Here is a 21,707-nt window from a genome sequence, read left to right as displayed (position 1 = left end):
TACGCGTGTCGGGGCGTGGATGCGAAGGACCTATTATAAAATCCGTCCTTTACTTTCACTTCGCGGCATCCGCACTCGTGACTTCCCGTCTATTTGCCCTGATTCCGTGCGCCGGCACCGGCAGCCGTTCCGGCGCCGCGATGCCCAAGCAATATCGCACCGTCGCCGGCCGCGACATGCTGCATTTTTCGCTGGCGGCGTTCGACGCGTGCAGCGAGTTTGCGCAAACGCTGGTCGTGATCGCCGCCGACGACCAGCACTTCGACGCCCGCCGCTTCGGCGGCTTGCGCTTCGCGGTGCGCCGTTGCGGCGGGGCGTCGCGCCAGGCGTCGGTGCTGAACGGGCTGCATGCGCTCGCGGAATTCGGCGCGCGCGACGACGACTGGGCGCTGGTGCATGACGCCGCGCGGCCGGGCATCACGCCCTCGCTGATCCGCACGCTGATCGGCGCGCTGAAGGACGATGCGGTCGGCGGCATCATGGCCTTGCCGGTGGCGGACACCCTGAAGCGGATCGACGCCGCCTCGACCGACGGGCGGATCGCCCGCACCGAGGCGCGTGACGGCTTGTGGCAGGCGCAGACGCCGCAAATGTTCCGCATCGGCATGTTGCGCGAGGCGATTTTGCGCGCGCACGCGGACGGTCACGATCTGACCGACGAAGCAAGCGCGATCGAATGGCTGGGCCATGCGCCGAAACTCGTGCAGGGCAGCTTGCGCAACTTCAAGGTGACTTATCCGGAAGACTTCGATCTGGCCGAGGCGATTCTCTGCCGGCCCGCATCGGCTTCCTGATTCGACGACTTCAAATTTCAATTACCGGACTCGACGCAGATGGATTTCAGAATTGGGCAGGGCTATGACGTGCATGCGCTGGTGCCGGGGCGTCCGCTGATAATCGGCGGCGTGACGATTCCTTATGAGCGCGGATTGCTCGGGCATTCGGATGCTGACGTGCTGTTGCATGCGATTACCGACGCTATTTTCGGCGCGGCCGCTATGGGCGATATCGGCCGGCATTTCTCCGACACCGACGCGAAGTTTGCCGGCGCGGACAGCCGGGTTTTGCTGCGCGAATGTTTTGCCCGCGTGACGGCCGCCGGATTTTCCATTGCCAACGTCGACAGCAGCGTGGTGGCTCAGGCGCCGAAGCTCGCGCCTCATATCGAAGGCATGCGGGCCAATATCGCGGCTGACCTTGGCTTGCCTGTCGAGCGGGTCAACGTCAAGGCCAAGACCAATGAGAAGCTGGGTTATCTCGGGCGAGGCGAGGGGATCGAGGCGCAGGCCGTGGTTCTGTTGCTCAAGAATTGAGCCGCCGGGCAGACCTTCAAACGAAGGCGCGCGGCGGCGAAAGTAATCGCCGCGCCGCGCGTCGTCAACGTGTTTTTATTCCGCGGCAATGCACTGCGCCGCGGCATTGATCACCGCCGCAATACGCCCCACGTCGCGCAATTGAGTGGTGCTCATGCCTTCGGCCACCAGTGTGTCGAAATGCGATTTCACGCAGAAATGGCATTTGCCGATAATCGACGCGGCCAGCGCATACATTTCAAACCGCCGCTTATCGACCCCGCCATGCGACGCATAGGCATTCATCCGTAATTGCGCCGGCTGCGATTTCAAATCCGCGTTATCCGTCATTTCCACATACGGATACCAGACGTTATTCATTCCCATCAACGCCGCGGCGGTCAGCGCGCCATTCGTTTCTTCCGGAGATAAAACCCCGGCGTTGCGAATCGCATTCACGATGACCGTGCTCTTCGCGGCGAACGCCGCCGCGAGCGCCACGCCGACCGCGTCGTTGCCTTCCAGCGAAGAGCGCGCAATCGTCCCGTCCAGATTCAGCCGAATGTCCTTGGCGTAGTCGGGCACGAGCGCCTTAATCGAAGATAAGAATTCCATTGACATCTCCTATCAAGTTGTCGATAAAAAAGCCCGCGGCTTTTTCCAAGCTTGGCGGGCTTCCGGCGCCACGGCTTACAGCGTTGCGCCGCCGACCGCGCGGTTGCACGGGCAGAGTTCGTCCGTTTGCAGGCCGTCGAGAATCCGCAGCACTTCTTCCGGGTTGCGGCCGACGTTCAGGTTGTTGACCGAAACGTGCTGGATCGTGTTGTCCGGATCGACGATGAACGTGGCGCGCAGCGCGACACCGGCTTCCTTGTCGCGCACGCCGAGTTGGTCGATCAGTTCGCCCTTGACGTCGCCAAACGAATAGTGGTTCAGCTTGCTCAGGTCTTTGTGCTCGCGGCGCCATGCCAGCTTCACGAACTCGTTGTCGACGCTGCCGCCCAGCAACACCGCGTCGCGCTCCTCGAAGTCCTTGGCCAGCTTGCCGAACTCGACGATTTCCGTCGGACAGACGAACGTGAAATCCTTCGGATAGAAATAGAGGATCTTCCACTTGCCCGGAAACGACTGCTCCGTGATCTCTTCGAACGCCGAGATGCCGTTTTCTTCGTGGTTGTTGAAGCCCGGCTTGGCAGCCGTGACGGTGAACGCTTCGAGTTTGTCGCCAACAGTTTTCATGCGAATGCTCCTTCGTGTGTTGGAAAAAACAGCATGTTTGAGGCTATCAGCTCGTCATCGCGAGCGCGTTGCAAGGTTTTCAACTATAGCTCTATTGAACTATCCGTTCAGTAGTTTTTCGCTAACAACCCGGATAGTTATTATTCAACGCGGATGACCGGCGGTTCCGGCAGCGCGCTTGGCTTGACGGGGTCAAACGCCTTTCGCGAGCGGGAACTCGATCGTCACCTCGAGCCCCGGTCCTGGCGTGCGATTGCGCAGCCGCAGCGCGCCGCGGTAGCGGCCCACCAGGCGTTGCACGATTGCCATGCCAAGGCCGGTGCCGTTCGCCTGGGTGCGCGCGGAATTCACACGATAGAACGGCCGTGTGACAAGCGCTAGCTGGTCCTCCGGAATACCTGGACCTTCGTCGACCACCGAAAGTTCGACCCGCGAGTGCGACACCCGCGTTTCCAGAATCACGTGCGGAATGCCGTCGCCGTCGCTCAAACCGTACTTGCGCGCGTTCTCCAGCAGATTGCCGACCACGCGCCGCATATCGGTTTCGTCGGCTTCGATCACCGCCGAGGGCGCGAGGCGCGTGATCAGCCGCATGCTGTCCTCGCTTTGCATCCGCGCGGCCAGTTCTCCCGCGATCACGGACAGGTCGACCGGTTCGGGCACCCGCTGCACCGGGCGCGCGTAATCGAGGAAGCGGCCGATGATCATGTCCATCTGCTCGATGTCGTCGACCATCGCGTCCTTGGTCGCCTGGTCGGACGGGCTCATTTCGGTTTCCAGCCGCAGCCGCGCGAGCGGGGTGCGCAGATCGTGCGAGATGCCGGCGAGCATCAACGCGCGGTCGGCCTCGAGCTGTTCGAGGTCCTGCACCATCTGGTTGAAACTGCGATTGGTTTCGGCGGCGACGCCCATGCCGCGCTCCGGCAACGGCTCGGGCGATTGGCCGGAGCCGACCTTGCGTGCGGCCATGGCCAGCCTGGCGAACGGCCGGTTCACGAGACTCGTGATGAACGCCGCGCCGAACAGCGACAGCGCGAGCGCGAACACGCCCCAGCCGGCCCATTGCAGGCCCGTTGCGTTGTCGAGCTGGTCGCGGTCGAGCGCGACCCAGTAATCGTCGTCGTCGATCTTGAAGCTGATCCACACGCCGGGGATGTCGTTCACGCTCTGGGCAATGATGGTGTCGTCGCCCAGGCGCCCGCGAATGTCGTGTTCGATCAGCCGGTTTAGCGACTCGTCGGGCTGGAGCTTGTACTTGTCCGTGGTTTCGCGCGGATACACGCGGACCCCTTCATTGCTTTCCAGATCCTGCAGCAACGCGCGCCGCAGGTCGGGATCGGAATAGAGGAGCGCGGTGCGCGTGAGCTTGACGATCGCGACCAGTTGCAACGCCACGCGCTGCGCGCGCGGTTCGCGTTCGATCACGCGAAAGCTCTGAAACCAGGCGGCGAGACTGACCGCGATCAACAGCGCGATCAACAGAAAGGTCCGCCAGAAAAGGCCGCCGAACGCGAGCGTCAGGAGGCGCCGGTCGATCCGCATGGGCCCTTCTTATCTGGAACTATCTTGCATGGGACCAGAGTAAGCGCTAAAGCGCCAACTCCAGTCGACACGGGAGGCGAGAACAAACTCAGGCTGCACCGTCGGGAATGAACACGTAGCCGAGACCCCAGACGGTCTGGATGAAACGCGGGCTCCCCGGATCGGGTTCGATCAGCTTGCGCAGACGCGAAATCTGCACGTCGAGGCTGCGGTCGAACACTTCATATTCGCGGCCGCGCGCGAGTTCCATCAACTTCTCACGCGAGAGCGGCTGACGCGGGTGGCGCGCAAACACTTTCAGCACGGAGAACTCGCCGGTGGTCAGCGGAATTTCCTGGCCCGCCTTGGTGAGCGTACGGGTGGCGAGATTCAGCGCGAACTCGCCGAATTCGAACACTTCGGTGGTTTCGGACGGTGCGCCCGGCAACTCCGACGGCGACTGGCGGCGTAGCACCGCATGAATCCGTGCGACCAGTTCGCGCGGATTGAAGGGCTTGGGGAGATAGTCGTCGGCGCCCATCTCGAGACCGACGATACGATCGACGTCTTCACCCTTGGCCGTCAGCATGATGATCGGCGTGCGGTCGTTGCTGCCGCGTAGGCGGCGGCAGATCGACAGGCCGTCCTCGCCGGGCAGCATCAGATCCAGCACCAGCAGATCGAAGCGCTCACGCACCCACAGCTTGTTCATGGATGGCGCGTTCTCGGCAACATAGACGTTGAAGCCCTGTTCACCGAGGTAACGGCGCAGCAGATCGCGCAGGCGTGGATCGTCGTCGACGACGAGGATTTTCGAAGGGTTTTTGGTTTCCATGGTCGGCATCTTAGCGCGATTAGAAAGTGGTGCGCGGTTGCATCATTTATCGGGTTACAGTCAGTTACAAAATTTACCCGCCATGTGGCACGACGTAAAGCATCGACAGTTAGACTCCTTTACTGAATGCGGCTGTTCGGTGGATACTTCACTCGACTAAAACTCACGCGCCCGGCTCGTTACCGGGTTGTATACGCATTGAGGTAGCCGGTTGCCGCGCCACGAAGGGAACAACATGAAGGGAGGGGTTTGGCCGAATGTGCGTCTACGGGTGATTGCACTGGCGGTAGCCGGTACGATTGCAGGCTCACTGGCACCAACGCTCGCCCATGCCCAGCCTTCCGCCGACAGAGCTGCGAGTGAGCACGCGTCCAGACCCGCCAATCCGCGGGCAAACCGCCGCAACGCGAGTAACGCCGAACGCCCCGCCTCAGACGCGATGTTGCGCACCGCGATTCCTTCCGATCTCGATCAACATCGCCGCGACGGCCATATGACGCCCGACGAGCGGCGCCTCCTACGGCAGCATATCGAAGACGCCGTGCGCGAGCTGTATAAGCGTTAGTCAGTTTATGTGACGGTCGCCGCCTGGCTGCCGCGCGGCTTTCACGTCGGGGTTCTCCAGCCCTTGGCCCGCGCGAAAAATTTCGTTGCACTTCTCTCGTCAACTTTGTCATCCGTTCTACCGTTGAGTGGCGAGGACGCGGCACCTGACTGCCTGCGCGATTGCTGCTACTTGACATTCCGCCAACCCGGATGACCGATGACCCAATTACTCACAGGTGGAAATCGCCGCGGATGGTTTGCCATCGCCGTCATCACGCTGGCGGCGACGTACGGTTTGCAGACGGTAGCCGTCGCGCAGCAGAGCCCGCCTCGTGTCTCGCACGTCAAACATCGCACGCCGGCCCAGGCCTCCGCAGCGTCCGGCATTGAACAAAACATCCTTGCTGTGGACGACGCGCGCTTCTTTCTGACGCGCGTCGGCTTCGCGCCGGACAGCGCTGAACTCGCGCAATACGTCGGACTCACGCGAGCCCAGGCCGTCGACAAGGTGCTCGCAACAGCACGAACCGAAGCTGTCACGCCGTTGCCTGAGTGGGTCTTCGAACCGGTCCCGACACGTGAAGCGCGCAAGGCGTGGACCGCCGAGCAGCGTCGCGACGAGCAGCGCTTGCGTCGGCAGCGTTACGAAACATTGCGGGCATGGTGGGTGCGCGAGATGCTGGTCACGCCGTCGCCGCTGACCGAACGCATGACGCTCTTCTGGCACAACCATTTCACGTCGGGCCAGGACAAGGTTCAGTTTCCACAACTGATGGCGCGGCAGAACCTGCTGCTGCGCCGGGAGGCGCTCGGCAACTTCGGCACGCTGCTGCACGAGGTCGCGAAAGACCCGGCGATGCTGCAGTATCTGGACGGCGCCAGCAATCGCAAGGGCAAGCCCAACGAAAATTTCGCCCGCGAAGTGATGGAGCTATTCACGCTCGGCGAAGGGCATTACACGCAGCGCGACGTTTCGGAAGCGGCGCGCGCCTACACGGGATGGAGCCTCGATCCCGACACGCAGGCGTATCTGTGGCGCGCCAGCCAGCACGACGACGGCGAGAAGACCGTGCTCGGCCAAACCGGTTCTTTCGACGGCGATCAGGTGCTCGACATTCTGCTCGCACGGCCGGAAACCGCCACGTTCGTCGCGACCGGGCTGTGGCGTGAATTCGTCTCCGATACGCCGGATCCGGCGCTTATCGCGCCAATCGCCGCGCAGTTCCGCGCGAGTCATTACGAGGTTAAGGTGGCGTTGCGCGGTCTCTTCATGAGCGACGCTTTCTGGGACGAGGGCGATCGCGGCGTGCTCGTGAAGTCGCCGGCGGAATTCGTGGTCGGCACGCTGCGCGCGTTCGACATCGGTTACGACAACACCGCGCCGTTCGCCGCCCAGATCCGCACGCTCGGCGAAAACCTGTTATACCCGCCGAACGTCAAGGGATGGCCCGGCGGCGCGACATGGATCAACAGTTCGACGCTGCTCGCGCGCAAGCAATTCGTCGAGCAACTGTTTCGCGCCACTGAAACCGCCGGTCCGCGGCGCATGAGCGATTCGATGAACGCAAACGGCGAGGCGAGCGGCAGCGCCGCGCCGCGCGACATGCGGACGAATCCGCCGATGCAGCGCGCGACGGCGCGAGGCGCTCGGGATGCCAGGGGCGGCGTGCGCTTCGACATCGATAGGTGGCTCGCACAGTACAACACCGCGCCGACGGCGAAACCGGGGCTATCGGCCGAGCTACAACTTCAGCACGCGGTCTTGCCGCTTGCGCCGGTGAACGCGATCGACACCGATTCCACCGCGAGCGCTTATCTGGAAGCGCTGCTGATGGACCCGACGTATCAGCTCAAGTGAGCGCGAACCGCTGAAATGAACGGTCCGGCGGCGAGAGTGTGACGCGCCGTGACAATCGAACGAGGTGCAGTATGAAACGACGCAGCTTTCTCTCGATGGCCGCAACCGCCGGCGCGTCGCTCTGGCTGCCGAGCGCATTCGGCGCGCAAATGGCCGCGCCGGACGCGTCGCCCTATCGCGGCTACGGCAACCTGTTGATCCTCGTCGAGCTGAAGGGCGGCAACGATGGTTTGAACACCGTGATTCCGTTCGCCGATTCCACTTACTATCAGTTGCGCAAGAACATCGGCATCAAACGCGAGCAGGCGATTCAACTCGACGAGCGCACCGCGCTGCACCCGTCGTTGCAGCCGCTGATGCCGCTTTGGCAGAGCCGGCAACTGGCGATCGTGCAAGGCGTCAGCTATGCGCAGCCGAACCTCTCGCATTTCCGCTCGATCGAGATCTGGGACACCGCGTCGCGTTCCGACCAATATCTGCGCGAGGGCTGGCTCACGCGTGCATTCGCGCGGACGCCGGTGCCCGCGGGTTTTGCCGCCGACGGCGTGGTCATCGGCAGCGCCGAAATGGGACCGCTCGCGAATGGCGCGCGCGCCATCGCGCTCGTCAATCCGGCGCAGTTCGTGAAGGCCTCGCGTCTCGCCACGCCGGTATCGCTGCACGAGCGCAATCCCGAACTGGCGCACATTCTCGAGGTCGAGAACGACATCGTGAAAGCCGCCGACCGCCTGCGTCCCACTCAAGGCCTGGCGGCCATGAAGACCGCGTTCCCAGGCGGCGCGTTCGGCAGTTCGATCAAAGCGGCGATGCAGGTGCTCGCCGCCGCGGGCGCCCCGAAGGAAGCCGCCTTTGGCGGCACGCGGCAAGGACAGCCCGGCAACGGGCAGGGCGTCGCGGTGATCCGCCTGACGCTCAACGGTTTCGATACGCATCAGAACCAGCCGGCTCAACAGGCGGCGCTGCTCAAACAACTCGCGGAGGGATTCGCTTCGATGAAGTCGGCACTCGTCGAACTGGGCCGTTGGGACGATACGCTGGTGATGACCTATGCCGAGTTCGGCCGCCGTCCGCGCGAGAATCAGAGCAACGGCACGGACCACGGCACCGTGGCGCCGCATTTCGTCACGGGCGGACGAGTGCGGGGCGGTCTATACGGTGTACCGCCGGAACTCGGGCGGCTCGACGGCAATGGTAATTTGCCGGTCGGCGTCGATTTTCGACAGCTTTACGCGACCGTGCTCGGGTCGTGGTGGGGGCTCGACGCGTCGGCGATTCTGCAGCAGCGTTTCGAGCCGCTGCCCTTGCTGCGCGTCTGACGATGACGGACGCGCTTGATCGGATTCAACCCGCGGCCGTTGCAAGGTTCAAGCTATCTGGCGCGCCACGCGATCCATAGCTTGCGAATCGGCGTCAGTGCGATACGTTGATGCAGCACGTGATAGCCGTCGCGTTCGATTTCATCCAGCAGCGCCAACGCGAGCGCCGCTTGCGCGAGCAGCGTGCGCTGCGAGCGGCGCTCGCCGGTGGGCACCGCGGCGAGTGCGGCATGCAACGCATCGCGGGCGCGCTTCGTCTGGAAGCGCATCAACCCGGTGAACGCGTCGGAATACTTTCGGTTGATCAGATCGGCGGCGGTGACGTTAAAGCGCTGCATTTCGTCGATCGGAATGTAGATGCGGCCGTGGCGTGCGTCATTGCCTGTTTCGACCACCAACTGCGCGAGCAGGAGCGCCTCGCCGAGCGGAGCCGACCACGTCGACGCCTGCGCGGCGTCTTTCGCCGTGGCCCGCGCCACCAGCGACGCGAAGGTGCCGCCGACGCCTTGTACATAGCGTCGCAGGTTCGGGTAGTCGAGGTAGCGTGCCTGGTCGAGGTCCATTTCGAAACCGGCAAGCAGCGCCTGCAACGCGCGGGACTCGTTCTCCACGTCGGGCAGATAGGCCGCGAGCGCCTTGGACACCGGATGCGACGGCGCGCCCGAAGCCAGCGCGGCGATTTCGTTTTGCCACCATGCGAGCTTGGTGCGGCCGATGGCGGGATCGCTTACCTCTTTCACCGTTTCCTCGAACTCGCGGCGCAGCGCGAACAGCGCGGTCAAAAGCGGCTGGCTTGTGGCGGGCCCCTGCCGAAGCGCATAGTAAGTGCTCGATCCGGGCGGCGCCGCTTTTTGCTGGCAATATTCGTCGAAATTCACTGGATTGGAATGTGGGGAAGAGCGGGCGAAGGGGGATGCGACTGGAGCACGGCGTGCGCGCGCCAAGCCAAAAATTGTAGCATCGGCGCCCTTCATGCGGACGGCCGGCCAGATGCAGACAAGCGCGAATCAATCGGTTAGAATCTCGCGCTTACGCTTTTGGGCGCGTGTTTTTATGCGCACAGAGCATGCAGGACATCGGGCAGGGCGCACAGCGGCTTGTCCGGCTGCGAGGGTGGCGAAATTGGTAGACGCACCAGGTTTAGGTCCTGACGCCCGCAAGGGTGTAGGGGTTCGAGTCCCCTCCCTCGCACCAGGTATGTGAAGCGGATGTAGCGGAGAACCCCGTCGAGTCTTTGGACCGGCGGGGTTTTTTGTTTTTACGTGCGCTTTGCGCGCCGCTCAGACGCCCGGCGGCTGTGCTTGCGTGCCCGGCAACTCAGCCTGCGCCGCGCCTTCGAGGAAACGGCGCGTCGATTCGAACGCCTGCAGCATCGGCTCCGGCCACGGCGTTTGCAGCATGACCGCCTGATGGTTTTCGAACGCCGACGACAGTAGTTTCGCCAGTTCGGGCGAGCGCAAATGACGCAGCAATACGCTCACGGCAATCGCCGCGGCCTGGCTCGCGCCCGCGGTCTGGAGTTCCGAAGCGGTGAGGGCGGCGACCTGTTTGTTGATGTCCACTGAAAACTTCCTTGGATGAAGATGGGAGATTGAAGGGCTCGGGGGCCGGTTCCGGAATTTTGACATGCCTGGCCGGTTGCCGCGAACGTGGCAGGTTCCCGTGCTTGCGGCGTTCGAGATGGTGGCGAGGGTTTTCCGGCTGCTCGATCCGGCGAGCGATAGATGGCTGGCTATCAAGTAAGCGCATCTGCCGTACCGGTCCGATGTCATGTCGAACGCGACGCTCACGCAAGCTTCGGTATCGATACTGTCAACAGCCTGCGCACCCGGCATAATGATCCGGGCGACGCGCTGCTTACGGCGGTCGCCGTCAAACTGTTTCTGTTCGAATTGTCGCCTCTGGCGGGGAGTCGAGCGGATCGTATCGTTTATCGGCATTGGCTTGACGTGGCTGCCGATCGGCTGTCTCTTGCCGATGCCGCCCAATGCCGTGGTTCTGGAAACCGAGCAATGAAGCGTGTTTTGATCCTGACGGGCTGGTGTCTTGCGATCGCGTGCGTGTACGCGCCCGCGCAAGCGAACGCGGCGGAGCATTTTGCGCGGCATTTCGCGCTCGATCTCGAAGAGGGCGCCGCGTATTACAGCGTGACCCTGCCGGCCGCCGTCTACGCGGCCAGCCAGCGTAATGATCTCGGCGACCTGCGCGTGCTCGACGGAGCGGGCGAATCCGTGCCGTATGCGCTCGACGCGCCGCGCGAGCCTGCCCGCAAACCGCCCGTGTTGCGTCCGGCGCGCTGGTTTCCGTTGCGGACAGCCGCTCGAGGCAGCACCGGCGCGCCGCTCGGCGTCACGATCGCGTCCGACGGCTCACTGCGCGCGACCGCGGCGCCGCCCGGCCGCGCGCAACACGACACGGACCTGATCGATGCCGGACACGCGCCTCGCACAGGGCGGGTCGACGCGTTGGTCGTGCGTGTGCGGGACGACAATTACCAGGGGCGCGTCACCGTCGAATCGAGCGAGGACTTGCGCAACTGGCAACCGGCCGGCGATGCGCAACTCCTCAAGGTCAGCTACAACGGCGGCACGCTGAGCCAGGACCGTATCGAACTGGACAGCGAGCATGCGCGCTATCTGCGTTTGCACTGGCTCGACGGCTCGCCTTACGTCGAATCGATCGACATCGAAGTGCAGGCGGGCGGCGCCGCCGAGGCGCGGCGCGCGAACGCGCAGCGCATGTGGCGCGAAGGCATCGTCGCCCACGCGGGCCCGAAAGCCGGCGAGTATTTCTTCGACACGGGCGGCCCTTATCCCATCGACCGTTTGCGCCTGAATTTGCCGCAGCCTAATACGGTGGCGCCGGTCGTCGTCTATTCGCGCGCGGGTTTGGGGTCGGCCTGGCGCCAGGTTTCCAGCGCGACGCTGTATCGCCTGCATAACGAGGCGGTCGAGCAAAGCAATCCGCCGCTGGAGCTGGCGTCCGACACGGATCGTCAATGGCGCGTGGTGGTCGATACGCGCGGCGGCGGCCTGGGTAGCGGCGCGTTGACTGTCGCCGCGGGCTGGCGTCCCGCGACGCTGACCTTCGCCGCGCGCGGGGGCGCGCCGTACGCGCTGGCGGTGGGCAGCGCGGCGGAGGTGTCGTCGGCGGTGAGCACGGAAGCGCTGGGAATGGGCGCCTCCTCGGTTACCGCGACAGCGCGGGTGGGCAGCGCGTTGTCCGCTGAGCAACGCGATGCGCAATCCGCGGGCAAGCATCCGGAAGCGTCGCGCCGCTATTTGTTGTGGGCGGCGTTATTGCTGGCTGTCGGGTCGCTCGGTGCGATTGCGTGGCGGCTTGCGCGCGGAGCGCGGGCTCAGGCTCAGGTGGGCGCGGCAGCCGGTAGGGGCAGTGAAGCGGCGCCCGGAGGGTCCGGCGCGGCGAGCGTTGCGCCTGGCGAGCCGAGCGCGAGCGACGTCCCCGGTCACCTTGACGGCAAGGCATGAGCGCAGGCACGGGAATCAGGGACGAAGAATCGCGCGGACCGCGAAGTCGCCCGACTTCGGCGCGCGCAGTGCCAGGCGGTACGCGCGGCGTTGTGCACACCGCGCCACACCTAGAGACGCGGTGTGCGCAACGGAAGATGAGCGCCGCGCACAGCAGATGGATCGCACAGTACGGGTAGCGCATAACCACTACAGCATTGCGCCACCAGGAATCAGTGCGTGCGACCGGCACCGGGCGCTCACCCGTCGTTTGCCGTCATCGTATGGATGACCTTATCCAGCGCGTAGCCGAACGCGATCTTTTCCTGCTCGCCGAGACAGTCGAACAGGTCGTCGTTCCATTTACGCGCGATCGGCATCACCTTCCGATATAGCGCACGCCCCTCCGCGGTCAACGACACCAGCACGACGCGGCCGTCGTCCGCGCTCGGCTCGCGCTTCACGAGCCCCTGCCTGATCAGCGCCTCGGCTGCGCGGCTCGCCTGACTTTTGTCGAGATTGGCGTGCCGCGCCAGTTCCATGATCGAAAACGGTCCGAACGAGCCCACCGACGCAATCACGCGCGCTTCGGGCAAGGTCACGCCGAGCTTCTGCTGGTAGCGCTCGCTGATGCCGCGCTCGGCGAGCTTGTTCAGCACATGCAGACGGTAGGTGAGGAACTGTTCGAGCCCGGCTTTGGCGGAGTCCTTCATGGTCTTCCCGTAATGAGTGGCGCGAGTGCTTCGGCTGACCCAAGTCGTTCGATCAGTGTGCCTTGATCGTTGCGGCGACCGTGCCCGACGGCCACTGCGGACCGTACTCAGCGCGCGCCGTACTTCAGGCGCGTCAACTGTTCGGCTTCGTCGGCGAGCAAACGCGCCGCGTCGTTGATCGCGGCCTCGAGCGTGATCGGGCCGGGCGCCGGCGAGAAGCAGCCGCTGAAGTACTCGGCAAGCCGGGGCAGTGCCGCCGAGTCGACCGCGCCGGAGAGCAGCGTGGCCGGCACGCCCGCCGCCCTTGCATGACGGCAGGCGATGAAGGGCGCCTTGCCGTGCAGCGTCTGGACGTCGGAGCGGCCCTCGCCGGTGATCAGCCAGTTCGCGCCTTCAAGCGCTGCGTCCAGACCGATTTGCCGCGCGACGGTTTCCGCGCCAGGCTCGAACCGCGCGCCGAGCATATGCAGCGCGAAGCCGAGGCCGCCGGCCGCGCCCGCGCCTGGCTGATCGCGCGCCGATCGCCCGAGCGCCCCTTCCAGCAGATCGGCAAAATGAGCGAGGGCGGCGTCGATCGGCGCAATCTGCTCCGGCTTCACGCCCTTTTGCGGACCGAACACAGCCGTCGCGCCGTGCGCACCGGTCAGCGGGTTGTCCACGTCCGACATGGCCACGAACTCGGTGTCCGCGAGTCGTGCGTCCAACTGCGAGACATCAAGGCGCGCGACGCGCGCCAACTGTTCGGGTGAGGCGTCGAGTTCCTTGTCCTGGGCGTCGAACAGTTTCAGGCCGAGGCCGGCTAGCAGGCCCGCGCCGCCGTCGTTCGTGCTGCTGCCGCCGAGCGCGACGAAAAAGCGCCGCACGCCCGCGTCCAGCAGCGTGCGAATCGCTTCGCCCATGCCGCGCGTGCTGCGCGCCTCGACCGGCACGCCCATGCCCACGGGATCGGTAATGCCGACGACCTCGGCCGTTTCGACGATCGCGCTGCCGTCGGTCAGCAGGCCGACAAGCGCTTCGCGCAGCGGACCGGCCGCGCCACGCACGTTCAGCTTGCGGCGTTCGCCGCCGCTCGTGAGCATGGCGTCGAGCGTGCCTTCGCCGCCATCGGCCATCGGACAGATGCGCACGTCGGCGTCAAGACGCGCGCGCAGGATGCCGGACGCGATCGCCTGCGCGACCTGCTCCGCGCCAAGCGAGCCTTTGAAGGAATCGGGAGCGATGACGACGACAGGCGAGGACGGCGAATTCGGCATGGTGTCTCTGAATGGTTGGAATCGTTGCGAAGACGGGGAACAGGCGGAAACCGGAGGCGAACCCCGAGTGCGTCCGTAAGCTTATCAGCATGGGCGCGCCGACTGAATATGTCGAAAGGCATAGGCGGAATCGCCGCGGCAAGCGGTTGTCATGGCGCCTGTCGGGCTTGTTTTCGCATGGCCGCGTGGTGCCGGCGGCAAGTTGGAGCCGAAATAAAAACTGGCTCGAAACAGCGTGGAAAGCGGCCCGAACACCGAGAAAAAGGCGCGCAATCATCGAATCCCGGTTGATCGCACAAATAGTTTGCTAAAATATTCGGCTCTTTGGACCCAACCGTGCTGCCGGCGGCCTGCAAGCCCGCGGCGCAGGCGCGCAATCGACGCGAAGCGACGTCGAAAAGCGGCACGGAGAAGATAACTGATTCGCTCGAATAATTTTAGGACGATTGAAGCCATGGCTAACGTTGTTGAAAACCTCGGCAAGCTCGAACGCCGCGTAACGATTTCCCTGCCGAAGGATGCCGTGCAGAAGGAAGTGGACTCGCGTATCCGTCAACTCGCGAAGAACGTGCGCATGCCGGGTTTTCGCCCGGGCAAGGTGCCGCTCAAGATGGTGACGCAACAGTACTCGGGCCAGGTGGAAGCCGAAGTGCTGAGCGACAAGGTCGGCAAGGAATTCTTCGACATCAGCCGCGCCGAGAACCTGCGTGTGGCCGGCCAGCCGAGCTTTGCGCCGAAGTCCGACGTCGCCGAAGGCGACTACGCGTTCGACGCGACCTTCGAGGTGTACCCGGAAGTGAAGTTGGGCGACGTCGCCACGGCTGAAATCGAACGCACCACCACCACCATCAGCGAAGCGGAAATCGACCGCACGCTGGAAATCCTGCGCAAGCAGCGCGTGCATTTCCACGCTCGCGGCGAAGCCGGCGAGCATGGCGACGGCGGCGCGGATACGGCGGCCAAGGAAGGCGATCGCGTGACGGTCGACTTCGTCGGCAAGATCGACGGTGAAGTGTTCCAGGGCGGCAGCGCGGAAGACTTCGCGTTCGTGCTGGGCGAGGGCCGCATGCTGCCGGAATTCGAAAAGGCGGCGCTGGGCTTGACCGTCGGCGCATCGAACGAATTCGACCTGAAGTTCCCGGACGACTACCACGGCAAGGAAGTGGCGGGCAAAACGGCGCAATTCACGATCACGATGAAGAAGATCGAATGGCCGCATCTGCCGGAAATCGACGCGGACTTCGCGAAGTCGCTCGGTATTGAAGACGGCGATCTGACCAAGATGCGCGCTGAGATCAAGGACAATCTGGAGCGTGAAGCCAAGCGCCGCATGCAAGCGATCGTCAAGAACCAGGTGATGGACGCGCTGCTGAGGATTTCGGAACTCGAGGTGCCGAACGCGCTGATCGAACAGGATCAGGAACGCCTCGTCGCGATGGCGCGTCAGGATCTGGAGCAGCGCGGCGTGCCGAACGCAAAAGATGCGCCGATCCCGGCTGCCATGTTCAAGGAGCAGGCGGAGCGCCGCGTCAAGCTGGGCCTCGTGCTGGCCGAACTGGTCAAGGCCAACGATCTGCAAGCCAAGCCGGAGCAGATTCGCGCCGAAGTGGACGAGTTCGCGAAAAGCTATGAAGACCCGAAGGAAGTCGTCCGCTGGTATTATTCCAACCAGCAACGTCTTGCCGAAATGGAAGCGTACGTCGTTGAAGCCAACGTCGTCGATTTCGTTCTCAGCAAGGCCAAGGTGACGGACAAGGAAGTGAGCTTCGAAGAACTGGCAAGCGCAACGGCGCAAGCGTAAGCGTCGCTGCAACGGCGTGCCGGCTGTCGGAGCGACGGCCCGCACGCCGTTTTTTCGTGCTGTGAACGTGCGTTGCGTCCTGCATGATGTCTGTACTGGCGTGCGCTTCGCCTTGCACTGACCGCATGCTTGAATACGGGCTGACTCACCACAACCTGTCTAGCATCCATAGTTAGAATATTTCCAGACAAGGATCCATTGCATGACCTTTCGCGCCCAAATGCTGGACACGTTGACCTCCCAGTCGTCCCGGGATCTCGAAGCGCAGGCGCTCGGACTGGTGCCGATCGTGGTGGAAACGAGCGGCCGGGGCGAGCGCTCGTATGACATCTATTCGCGTCTGCTCAAGGAACGCATCGTGTTTCTGGTCGGTGAAGTGAACGACCAGACGGCGAACCTCGTGGTTGCCCAAATGCTGTTTCTCGAAAGCGAGAATCCGGACAAGGACATCAGCTTCTACATCAACAGTCCGGGCGGCTCGGTTTCGGCCGGCATGGCGATTTACGATACGATGCAGTTCATCAAGCCGGACGTGTCTACGTTGTGCATGGGACTCGCGGCTAGCATGGGCGCGTTCCTGCTGGCGGCGGGTGCGAAGGGCAAGCGCTTCGCGCTGCCGAATTCGCGGGTGATGATTCACCAGCCGCTGGGCGGCGCGCGTGGTCAGGCGTCGGACATCGAAATCCAGGCGCGCGAAATTCTGTATTTGAAGGAGCGGCTGAATCATCTGCTCGCGCACCACACAGGCCAGCCGGTCGAGCGTATCGCGCGCGACACCGACCGTGACAATTTCATGTCCGGCGATGACGCGCAAGCTTACGGTCTGGTCGATCAGGTGGCGCATAAGCGGCCTTGAACCGGTGCGATTTTGCCCCGAAATGGGGCAAAATCGTCATCGGACCGGTTGTGAAATAATCAAGACTCGTCCGAGCGCCTGCGGCAAACGCCGTCATCTGGCTCATTAGCCCTGCCGCGCCCAACTGCGAGGCGGGGGCAAACGGCGTATCATGTAATCGAGTGTCCGGAGGCTCACACATCTATGGCGGACAAGAAAGGTTCTAACAGCGAGAAGCTGTTGTATTGCTCGTTCTGCGGCAAGAGCCAGCATGAAGTCAAAAAACTGATTGCAGGCCCGTCGGTGTTCATCTGCGATGAATGTATCGACCTGTGCAACGAAATCATCCGCGATGAAGCTGCAGGCGCCGGCATCGAAGCGGGCTTGTCCAAGTCCGATCTGCCGAGTCCGCAGGAAATCCGTGAAATCCTCGATCAGTACGTGATCGGTCAGGAGCGCGCGAAGAAGATCCTCGCGGTGGCGGTGTACAACCACTACAAGCGCCTCAAGCATCTCGACAAGAAGGATGAGATCGAGCTGTCCAAGAGCAACATCCTGCTGATCGGCCCGACCGGTTCCGGCAAGACCCTGCTCGCGCAGACGCTCGCGCGCCTTCTTAACGTCCCGTTCGTCATTGCCGATGCCACGACGCTGACGGAAGCCGGCTACGTCGGCGAAGACGTCGAGAACATCATCCAGAAGCTGCTGCAAAACTGCAATTACGAAGTGGACAAGGCTCAGCGTGGCATTGTCTACATCGACGAAATCGACAAGATCAGCCGCAAGTCGGACAACCCGTCCATCACCCGCGACGTTTCGGGCGAAGGTGTGCAGCAGGCTTTGCTCAAACTGGTCGAGGGCACGATGGCGTCGGTGCCGCCGCAGGGCGGACGTAAGCATCCGAATCAGGACTTCATCCAGGTCGACACCACCAACATTCTGTTTATTTGCGGTGGCGCATTTGACGGACTCGAGAAGGTCATCGTCGATCGCACCGAGAAAACCGGGATCGGCTTCGGCGCAAGCGTGAAGAGCAAGCAGGACCGTGACGCGGGCGAAGTGCTGCGCGAAGTGGAGCCGGAAGATCTGATCAAGTTCGGTCTGATTCCGGAACTGATTGGCCGCCTGCCGGTGGTCGCCACGCTCGGCAAGCTCGATGAAACGGCGCTGATGAAAATTCTGGTCGAACCCAAGAACGCACTGGTGAAGCAGTATCACAAGCTGTTCAATATGGAGCGCGTCGAGCTGGAAATTCGTCCGGCCGCTTTGCAGGCTGTCGCCCGCAAAGCGATCCGTCGCAAAACGGGCGCGCGGGGTCTTCGCTCCATCCTGGAACAGGCGTTGCTTGACGTCATGTACGATCTACCGCAGATGAAAGGTGTTAGCAAGGTTATCATCGACGACAACGTTATTGACGGTGACGGCAAACCGCTGCTGATCTACGAAGACGCGCCAAAAGTGGCGGGTTCGAACTGATCGGCTTCGGGTTCTGCAAAAAGCCGTTCATGGCGACGTGAACGGCTTTTTCGTTTATCGTGTGGTCAGGATGCTAGTTTTCACTATGGAGTCACTGAACCTTCGGAGTCACTGAACTTTTCCCACACGCGGAGGCTTGCAATATTTTCTGCCGGCCTCACCTATCGAACGAACTGATTCCACTCATGGGGAAATGAAATGTCAGGAACCCAACTCCTTCCGCCGGAACGCATTACGCTCCCGCTGCTCCCGCTGCGTGACGTAGTCGTCTTCCCGCACATGGTGATTCCGCTCTTCGTAGGCCGCCCGAAGTCGATCAAGGCTCTCGAAGCAGCGATGGAAGGCGGCAAGCACATCATGCTCGTCGCCCAAAAAACGGCTGCGAAAGATGAGCCGACCGAAAAGGACATGTACGAAGTAGGGTGTGTTGCCAACATCCTCCAAATGCTCAAGCTGCCCGACGGCACCGTCAAGGTGCTGGTCGAGGGCTTGCAGCGCGCGAAGACGCTTTCCATCGAAGAACAGGAAACGCAGTTTTCGTGCGAAGTCATGCCGCTCGAACCCGACCACGCCGACAGCGCTGAAACCGAAGCGCTGCGCCGCGCGATCGTGTCGCAGTTCGACCAGTATGTGAAGCTGAACAAGAAAATCCCGCCCGAGATCCTGACGTCGCTGTCGGGTATCGACGAGGCGGGGCGTCTGGCCGACACCATCGCGGCGCATTTGCCGCTCAAGCTCGACCAGAAGCAGCACATCCTCGAAATGTTCCCGGTGATCGAGCGCCTCGAGCATCTGCTCGCGCAACTCGAAGCCGAGATCGACATCCTGCAGGTGGAAAAGCGCATCCGTGGGCGTGTGAAGCGCCAGATGGAAAAAAGCCAGCGCGAGTACTACCTGAATGAACAGGTCAAGGCGATCCAGAAGGAACTCGGCGAAGGCGAGGAAGGTGCGGATCTCGAGGAACTCGAGAAGCGCATCACGGCTGCTCGCATGCCGAAGGAAGCCAAGAAGAAGGCCGACGCCGAACTGAAGAAGCTCAAGCTGATGTCGCCGATGTCGGCTGAGGCGACCGTCGTGCGCAACTACATCGATACGCTGATCGGCTTGCCGTGGCGCAAGAAGAGCAAGGTCAACAATGACCTCTCGAATGCGGAGCGCGTGCTCGACGAGGACCACTTCGGTCTCGAGAAAGTGAAGGAACGCATTCTCGAGTATCTCGCGGTCCAGCAACGCGTCGACAAGGTGAAAGCGCCGATCCTGTGCCTCGTTGGGCCTCCGGGTGTCGGTAAGACGTCGCTGGGTCAGTCGATCGCTCGCGCCACGAATCGCAAGTTCGTGCGTATGGCGCTCGGCGGCGTGCGCGACGAAGCCGAGATTCGCGGTCACCGTCGCACGTACATCGGTTCGATGCCGGGCAAGATTCTGCAAAGCCTGACCAAGGTCGGCGTGCGCAATCCGCTCTTCCTGCTCGACGAAGTCGACAAGATGGGCCAGGATTTCCGCGGCGATCCGTCGTCGGCCTTGCTGGAAGTGCTCGATCCGGAACAGAACCACACGTTCGCCGATCACTACGTCGAAGTCGACTTCGATCTGTCGGACGTGATGTTCGTGGCGACATCGAACTCGCTGAATATTCCGCCGCCGTTGCTTGACCGGATGGAAGTGATCCGTCTGTCGGGCTACACGGAAGACGAGAAGGTCAGCATCGCGCAACGTTATCTTTTGCCCAAGCAGAAGAAGAACAACGGCCTCAAGGAAGGCGAGGTCGATGTAACGGAAACCGCGATCCGCGACATCATTCGTTACTACACGCGTGAAGCGGGCGTGCGTTCGCTCGAACGTGAAATTTCGAAGATCTGCCGCAAGGTCGTGAAGATGCTTCTGCTGAAGAAGGCGGAAGGCGCGGTGAAGGTCGACGGCAGCAACCTTGACACTTTCCTCGGCGTGCGCAAGTACGACTTCGGTCTGGCCGCCAAGGAAAACCAGGTTGGCCAGGTCACGGGTCTTGCGTGGACGGAAGTGGGCGGCGATCTGCTGACCATCGAAGCCGCGGTGATGCCGGGCAAGGGCAATGTGATCCGCACGGGTTCGCTCGGCGACGTGATGAAGGAATCCGTCGAAGCCGCGCGCTCGGTGGTGCGCTCGCGCTCGCGTCGTCTGGGCGTCAAGGACGAGGCGTTCGAGAAGCGGGACATTCACATCCACGTGCCGGAAGGCGCGACGCCGAAGGACGGTCCGTCCGCCGGTATCGCGATGACAACCGCGCTGGTGTCGGTGTTGACCGGTATTCCGGTGCGCGCCAACGTCGCGATGACGGGCGAAATCACGTTGCGCGGCGAAGTCCTGCCAATCGGCGGCTTGAAGGAAAAACTGCTGGCGGCGCATCGCGGCGGCATCAAGCTGGTGCTGATTCCGGAAGAAAACGTCAAGGACTTGACGGAGATTCCGGACAACGTGAAGAACGCGATCGAAATCGTGCCGGTCCGCTGGATCGACAAGGTGCTCGAGTTGGCGCTCGAACGTGTGCCGGAGGCATTGCCGGAAGAAGAGGCGAAGCCCGCTACGCCGGTTGCGGCGGAGCCCGGCAAAGACGCCGGCGCGACGGAAGTCGTGAAGCACTAAGGCAAAAGCCAGCAGCGAAAGGCTGGTTGGTGGAGCAGAAACCCGCGGACTTGTCCGCGGGTTTTTTATTGCCCAAACAGGCTGCGGCTCGGCTCATGAGCGCACGCTTTCCCATCTTTTGGGCAAACGACAGGTTGCGCCTTCCAACGGTTGCGTACGCATCGGTCCAATGCAAAATCCGCTTATTCGGTGAGCTTCGAGAACCGCCCGAATCAGGCTCAACCCCGCTTGACACAAGGCTTTCGGCCAATTCTAATGAGTCCGCCCGGCGTTGCCCGCCGGCCCGCGTGATGTCAGGCGCTGTAGAGCGCCGTCACGATTGCCATGAACATTCTCGGGGGTTGGAATGAATAAAACGGAATTGATCGATCACATTGCACAGCAGGCCGATATTTCGAAGGCTGCGGCAGGCCGTGCGCTCGATGCGGTGATCGGTGGGGTCAAAGGTACGTTGAAGAAGGGCGGTTCAGTGACGTTGGTCGGTTTCGGCACCTTCGCGGTCGGTAAGCGTACGGCGCGCACAGGGCGCAATCCGCGCACCGGTGACGCCATCAAGATAAAGGCAGCCAAGGTTCCCAAATTTAGGCCTGGCAAAGCCCTGAAGGATGCGCTAAACTAGCGGGCTCGCTGCTTGAGGTTTTGTAAAATCAGGCAGCCTACGGAAGTAATGAATAGCGAAGCGGGTGCTTAGCTCAGTTGGTAGAGCGGCGCCCTTACAAGGCGTAGGTCGGGAGTTCGAGCCTCTCAGCACCCACCATACCGTTTCGCGATTCGCGCCGACCAAGTCGCGATCTATCCGCTGCAGTACTCTAAAACCCGCGTGGCTATTGGCTCCGCGGGTTTTTTGTCGTCGCTGGATCTCGCGATGGTCCGTTGAATGCCGGCGCGGACCACGCCGACAGTGGAGTCGATTCCCGTCACGATGAATGATCC

Annotated in this window: 19 protein-coding genes and 2 tRNA genes; 13 read left to right on the top strand and 8 right to left on the bottom strand. The window is 62.6% G+C overall.

Annotated features, from left to right (window positions below; translation table 11 throughout):
* Positions 1–77 precede the first annotated feature (77 nt).
* Entirely contained in the window at positions 78–794 is a 717-nt protein-coding gene (gene ispD, locus BUE39_RS00760; protein ID WP_073426746.1) for a 2-C-methyl-D-erythritol 4-phosphate cytidylyltransferase, read from the top strand.
* Between the two features lie 39 nt (positions 795–833).
* Complete coding sequence (gene ispF, locus BUE39_RS00755; RefSeq protein WP_073426745.1) at positions 834–1,313, top strand: 2-C-methyl-D-erythritol 2,4-cyclodiphosphate synthase; 480 nt, start codon at positions 834–836, stop codon at positions 1,311–1,313.
* Positions 1,314–1,388: 75 nt separating this feature from the next.
* Here the strand turns inward: ispF and BUE39_RS00750 are convergent, their stop codons facing one another.
* The 4 genes from BUE39_RS00750 to ompR all read right to left on the bottom strand — a co-directional run bounded on the left by BUE39_RS00750 (position 1,389) and on the right by ompR (position 4,896).
* Positions 1,389–1,907, bottom strand: coding sequence for a carboxymuconolactone decarboxylase family protein (locus tag BUE39_RS00750; RefSeq protein ID WP_006048914.1), 519 nt, complete (start codon positions 1,905–1,907; stop codon positions 1,389–1,391).
* A 75-nt stretch (positions 1,908–1,982) separates the two neighbouring features.
* Positions 1,983–2,531, bottom strand: coding sequence for a peroxiredoxin (locus tag BUE39_RS00745; RefSeq protein WP_073426744.1), 549 nt, complete (start codon positions 2,529–2,531; stop codon positions 1,983–1,985).
* 192 nt (positions 2,532–2,723) lie between these two features.
* The gene (locus BUE39_RS00740) at positions 2,724–4,073 is read right to left on the bottom strand and encodes an ATP-binding protein (protein WP_073426743.1); all 1,350 of its coding nucleotides are present in this window, start codon (positions 4,071–4,073) and stop codon (positions 2,724–2,726) included.
* Between the two features lie 88 nt (positions 4,074–4,161).
* Entirely contained in the window at positions 4,162–4,896 is a 735-nt protein-coding gene (ompR, locus tag BUE39_RS00735; protein ID WP_006048917.1) for an osmolarity response regulator transcription factor OmpR, read from the bottom strand.
* 226 nt (positions 4,897–5,122) lie between these two features.
* Here ompR and BUE39_RS35305 point away from each other — a divergent pair, with 226 nt between their 5' ends.
* The 3 genes from BUE39_RS35305 to BUE39_RS00720 all read left to right on the top strand — a co-directional run bounded on the left by BUE39_RS35305 (position 5,123) and on the right by BUE39_RS00720 (position 8,607).
* Positions 5,123–5,452, top strand: a complete 330-nt coding sequence (locus BUE39_RS35305; RefSeq protein WP_073426742.1) for a hypothetical protein — start codon at positions 5,123–5,125, stop codon at positions 5,450–5,452.
* Between the two features lie 198 nt (positions 5,453–5,650).
* Complete coding sequence (locus tag BUE39_RS00725; protein WP_084561340.1) at positions 5,651–7,291, top strand: DUF1800 domain-containing protein; 1,641 nt, start codon at positions 5,651–5,653, stop codon at positions 7,289–7,291.
* A gap of 71 nt (positions 7,292–7,362) precedes the next feature.
* The gene (locus BUE39_RS00720; RefSeq protein ID WP_073426741.1) at positions 7,363–8,607 is read left to right on the top strand and encodes a DUF1501 domain-containing protein; all 1,245 of its coding nucleotides are present in this window, start codon (positions 7,363–7,365) and stop codon (positions 8,605–8,607) included.
* 53 nt (positions 8,608–8,660) lie between these two features.
* Here BUE39_RS00720 and BUE39_RS00715 read toward each other — a convergent pair whose 3' ends face one another.
* Complete coding sequence (locus BUE39_RS00715; RefSeq protein WP_073426740.1) at positions 8,661–9,485, bottom strand: squalene/phytoene synthase family protein; 825 nt, start codon at positions 9,483–9,485, stop codon at positions 8,661–8,663.
* A gap of 229 nt (positions 9,486–9,714) precedes the next feature.
* Between BUE39_RS00715 and BUE39_RS00710 the strand changes: the two genes are divergently transcribed.
* A tRNA-Leu gene (locus BUE39_RS00710) sits at positions 9,715–9,801 on the top strand.
* A gap of 86 nt (positions 9,802–9,887) precedes the next feature.
* Here the strand turns inward: BUE39_RS00710 and BUE39_RS00705 are convergent.
* Positions 9,888–10,169: a hypothetical protein gene (locus BUE39_RS00705; RefSeq protein WP_073426739.1), complete on the bottom strand. Its 282-nt coding sequence runs from the start codon at positions 10,167–10,169 to the stop codon at positions 9,888–9,890.
* Positions 10,170–10,619: 450 nt separating this feature from the next.
* Between BUE39_RS00705 and BUE39_RS00700 the strand changes: the two genes are divergently transcribed.
* Positions 10,620–12,095: a DUF3999 domain-containing protein gene (locus BUE39_RS00700; RefSeq protein WP_073426738.1), complete on the top strand. Its 1,476-nt coding sequence runs from the start codon at positions 10,620–10,622 to the stop codon at positions 12,093–12,095.
* A 239-nt stretch (positions 12,096–12,334) separates the two neighbouring features.
* On the opposite strand, the gene BUE39_RS00695 is transcribed toward BUE39_RS00700, so the two are convergent.
* Together BUE39_RS00695 and BUE39_RS00690 are read right to left on the bottom strand one after the other, a co-directional pair.
* A complete protein-coding gene (locus BUE39_RS00695; RefSeq protein WP_073426737.1) occupies positions 12,335–12,787 on the bottom strand; it encodes a MarR family winged helix-turn-helix transcriptional regulator in 453 nt (150 codons plus the stop codon).
* 107 nt (positions 12,788–12,894) lie between these two features.
* Entirely contained in the window at positions 12,895–14,040 is a 1,146-nt protein-coding gene (locus BUE39_RS00690; RefSeq protein WP_073426736.1) for a glycerate kinase, read from the bottom strand.
* 454 nt (positions 14,041–14,494) lie between these two features.
* Between BUE39_RS00690 and tig the strand changes: the two genes are divergently transcribed.
* The 6 genes from tig to BUE39_RS00660 all read left to right on the top strand — a co-directional run bounded on the left by tig (position 14,495) and on the right by BUE39_RS00660 (position 21,531).
* On the top strand, positions 14,495–15,841 hold the full coding sequence (tig, locus tag BUE39_RS00685) for a trigger factor (protein ID WP_073426735.1): 1,347 nt from the start codon (positions 14,495–14,497) through the stop codon (positions 15,839–15,841).
* Positions 15,842–16,043: 202 nt separating this feature from the next.
* The gene (clpP, locus tag BUE39_RS00680; protein WP_007182010.1) at positions 16,044–16,697 is read left to right on the top strand and encodes an ATP-dependent Clp endopeptidase proteolytic subunit ClpP; all 654 of its coding nucleotides are present in this window, start codon (positions 16,044–16,046) and stop codon (positions 16,695–16,697) included.
* 183 nt (positions 16,698–16,880) lie between these two features.
* The gene (gene clpX / locus BUE39_RS00675) at positions 16,881–18,152 is read left to right on the top strand and encodes an ATP-dependent Clp protease ATP-binding subunit ClpX (RefSeq protein ID WP_020065906.1); all 1,272 of its coding nucleotides are present in this window, start codon (positions 16,881–16,883) and stop codon (positions 18,150–18,152) included.
* Positions 18,153–18,350: 198 nt separating this feature from the next.
* On the top strand, positions 18,351–20,774 hold the full coding sequence (gene lon, locus BUE39_RS00670) for an endopeptidase La (RefSeq protein WP_073426734.1): 2,424 nt from the start codon (positions 18,351–18,353) through the stop codon (positions 20,772–20,774).
* A 346-nt stretch (positions 20,775–21,120) separates the two neighbouring features.
* Entirely contained in the window at positions 21,121–21,393 is a 273-nt protein-coding gene (locus BUE39_RS00665; RefSeq protein WP_027796408.1) for an HU family DNA-binding protein, read from the top strand.
* Between the two features lie 62 nt (positions 21,394–21,455).
* Positions 21,456–21,531, top strand: a tRNA-Val gene (locus BUE39_RS00660).
* Positions 21,532–21,707: the final 176 nt, after the last annotated feature.

The organism is Paraburkholderia terricola (genome assembly GCF_900142195.1).
Lineage (GTDB): Bacteria > Pseudomonadota > Gammaproteobacteria > Burkholderiales > Burkholderiaceae > Paraburkholderia > Paraburkholderia terricola.
This window is presented reverse-complemented; position numbering and strand designations above follow the sequence as displayed.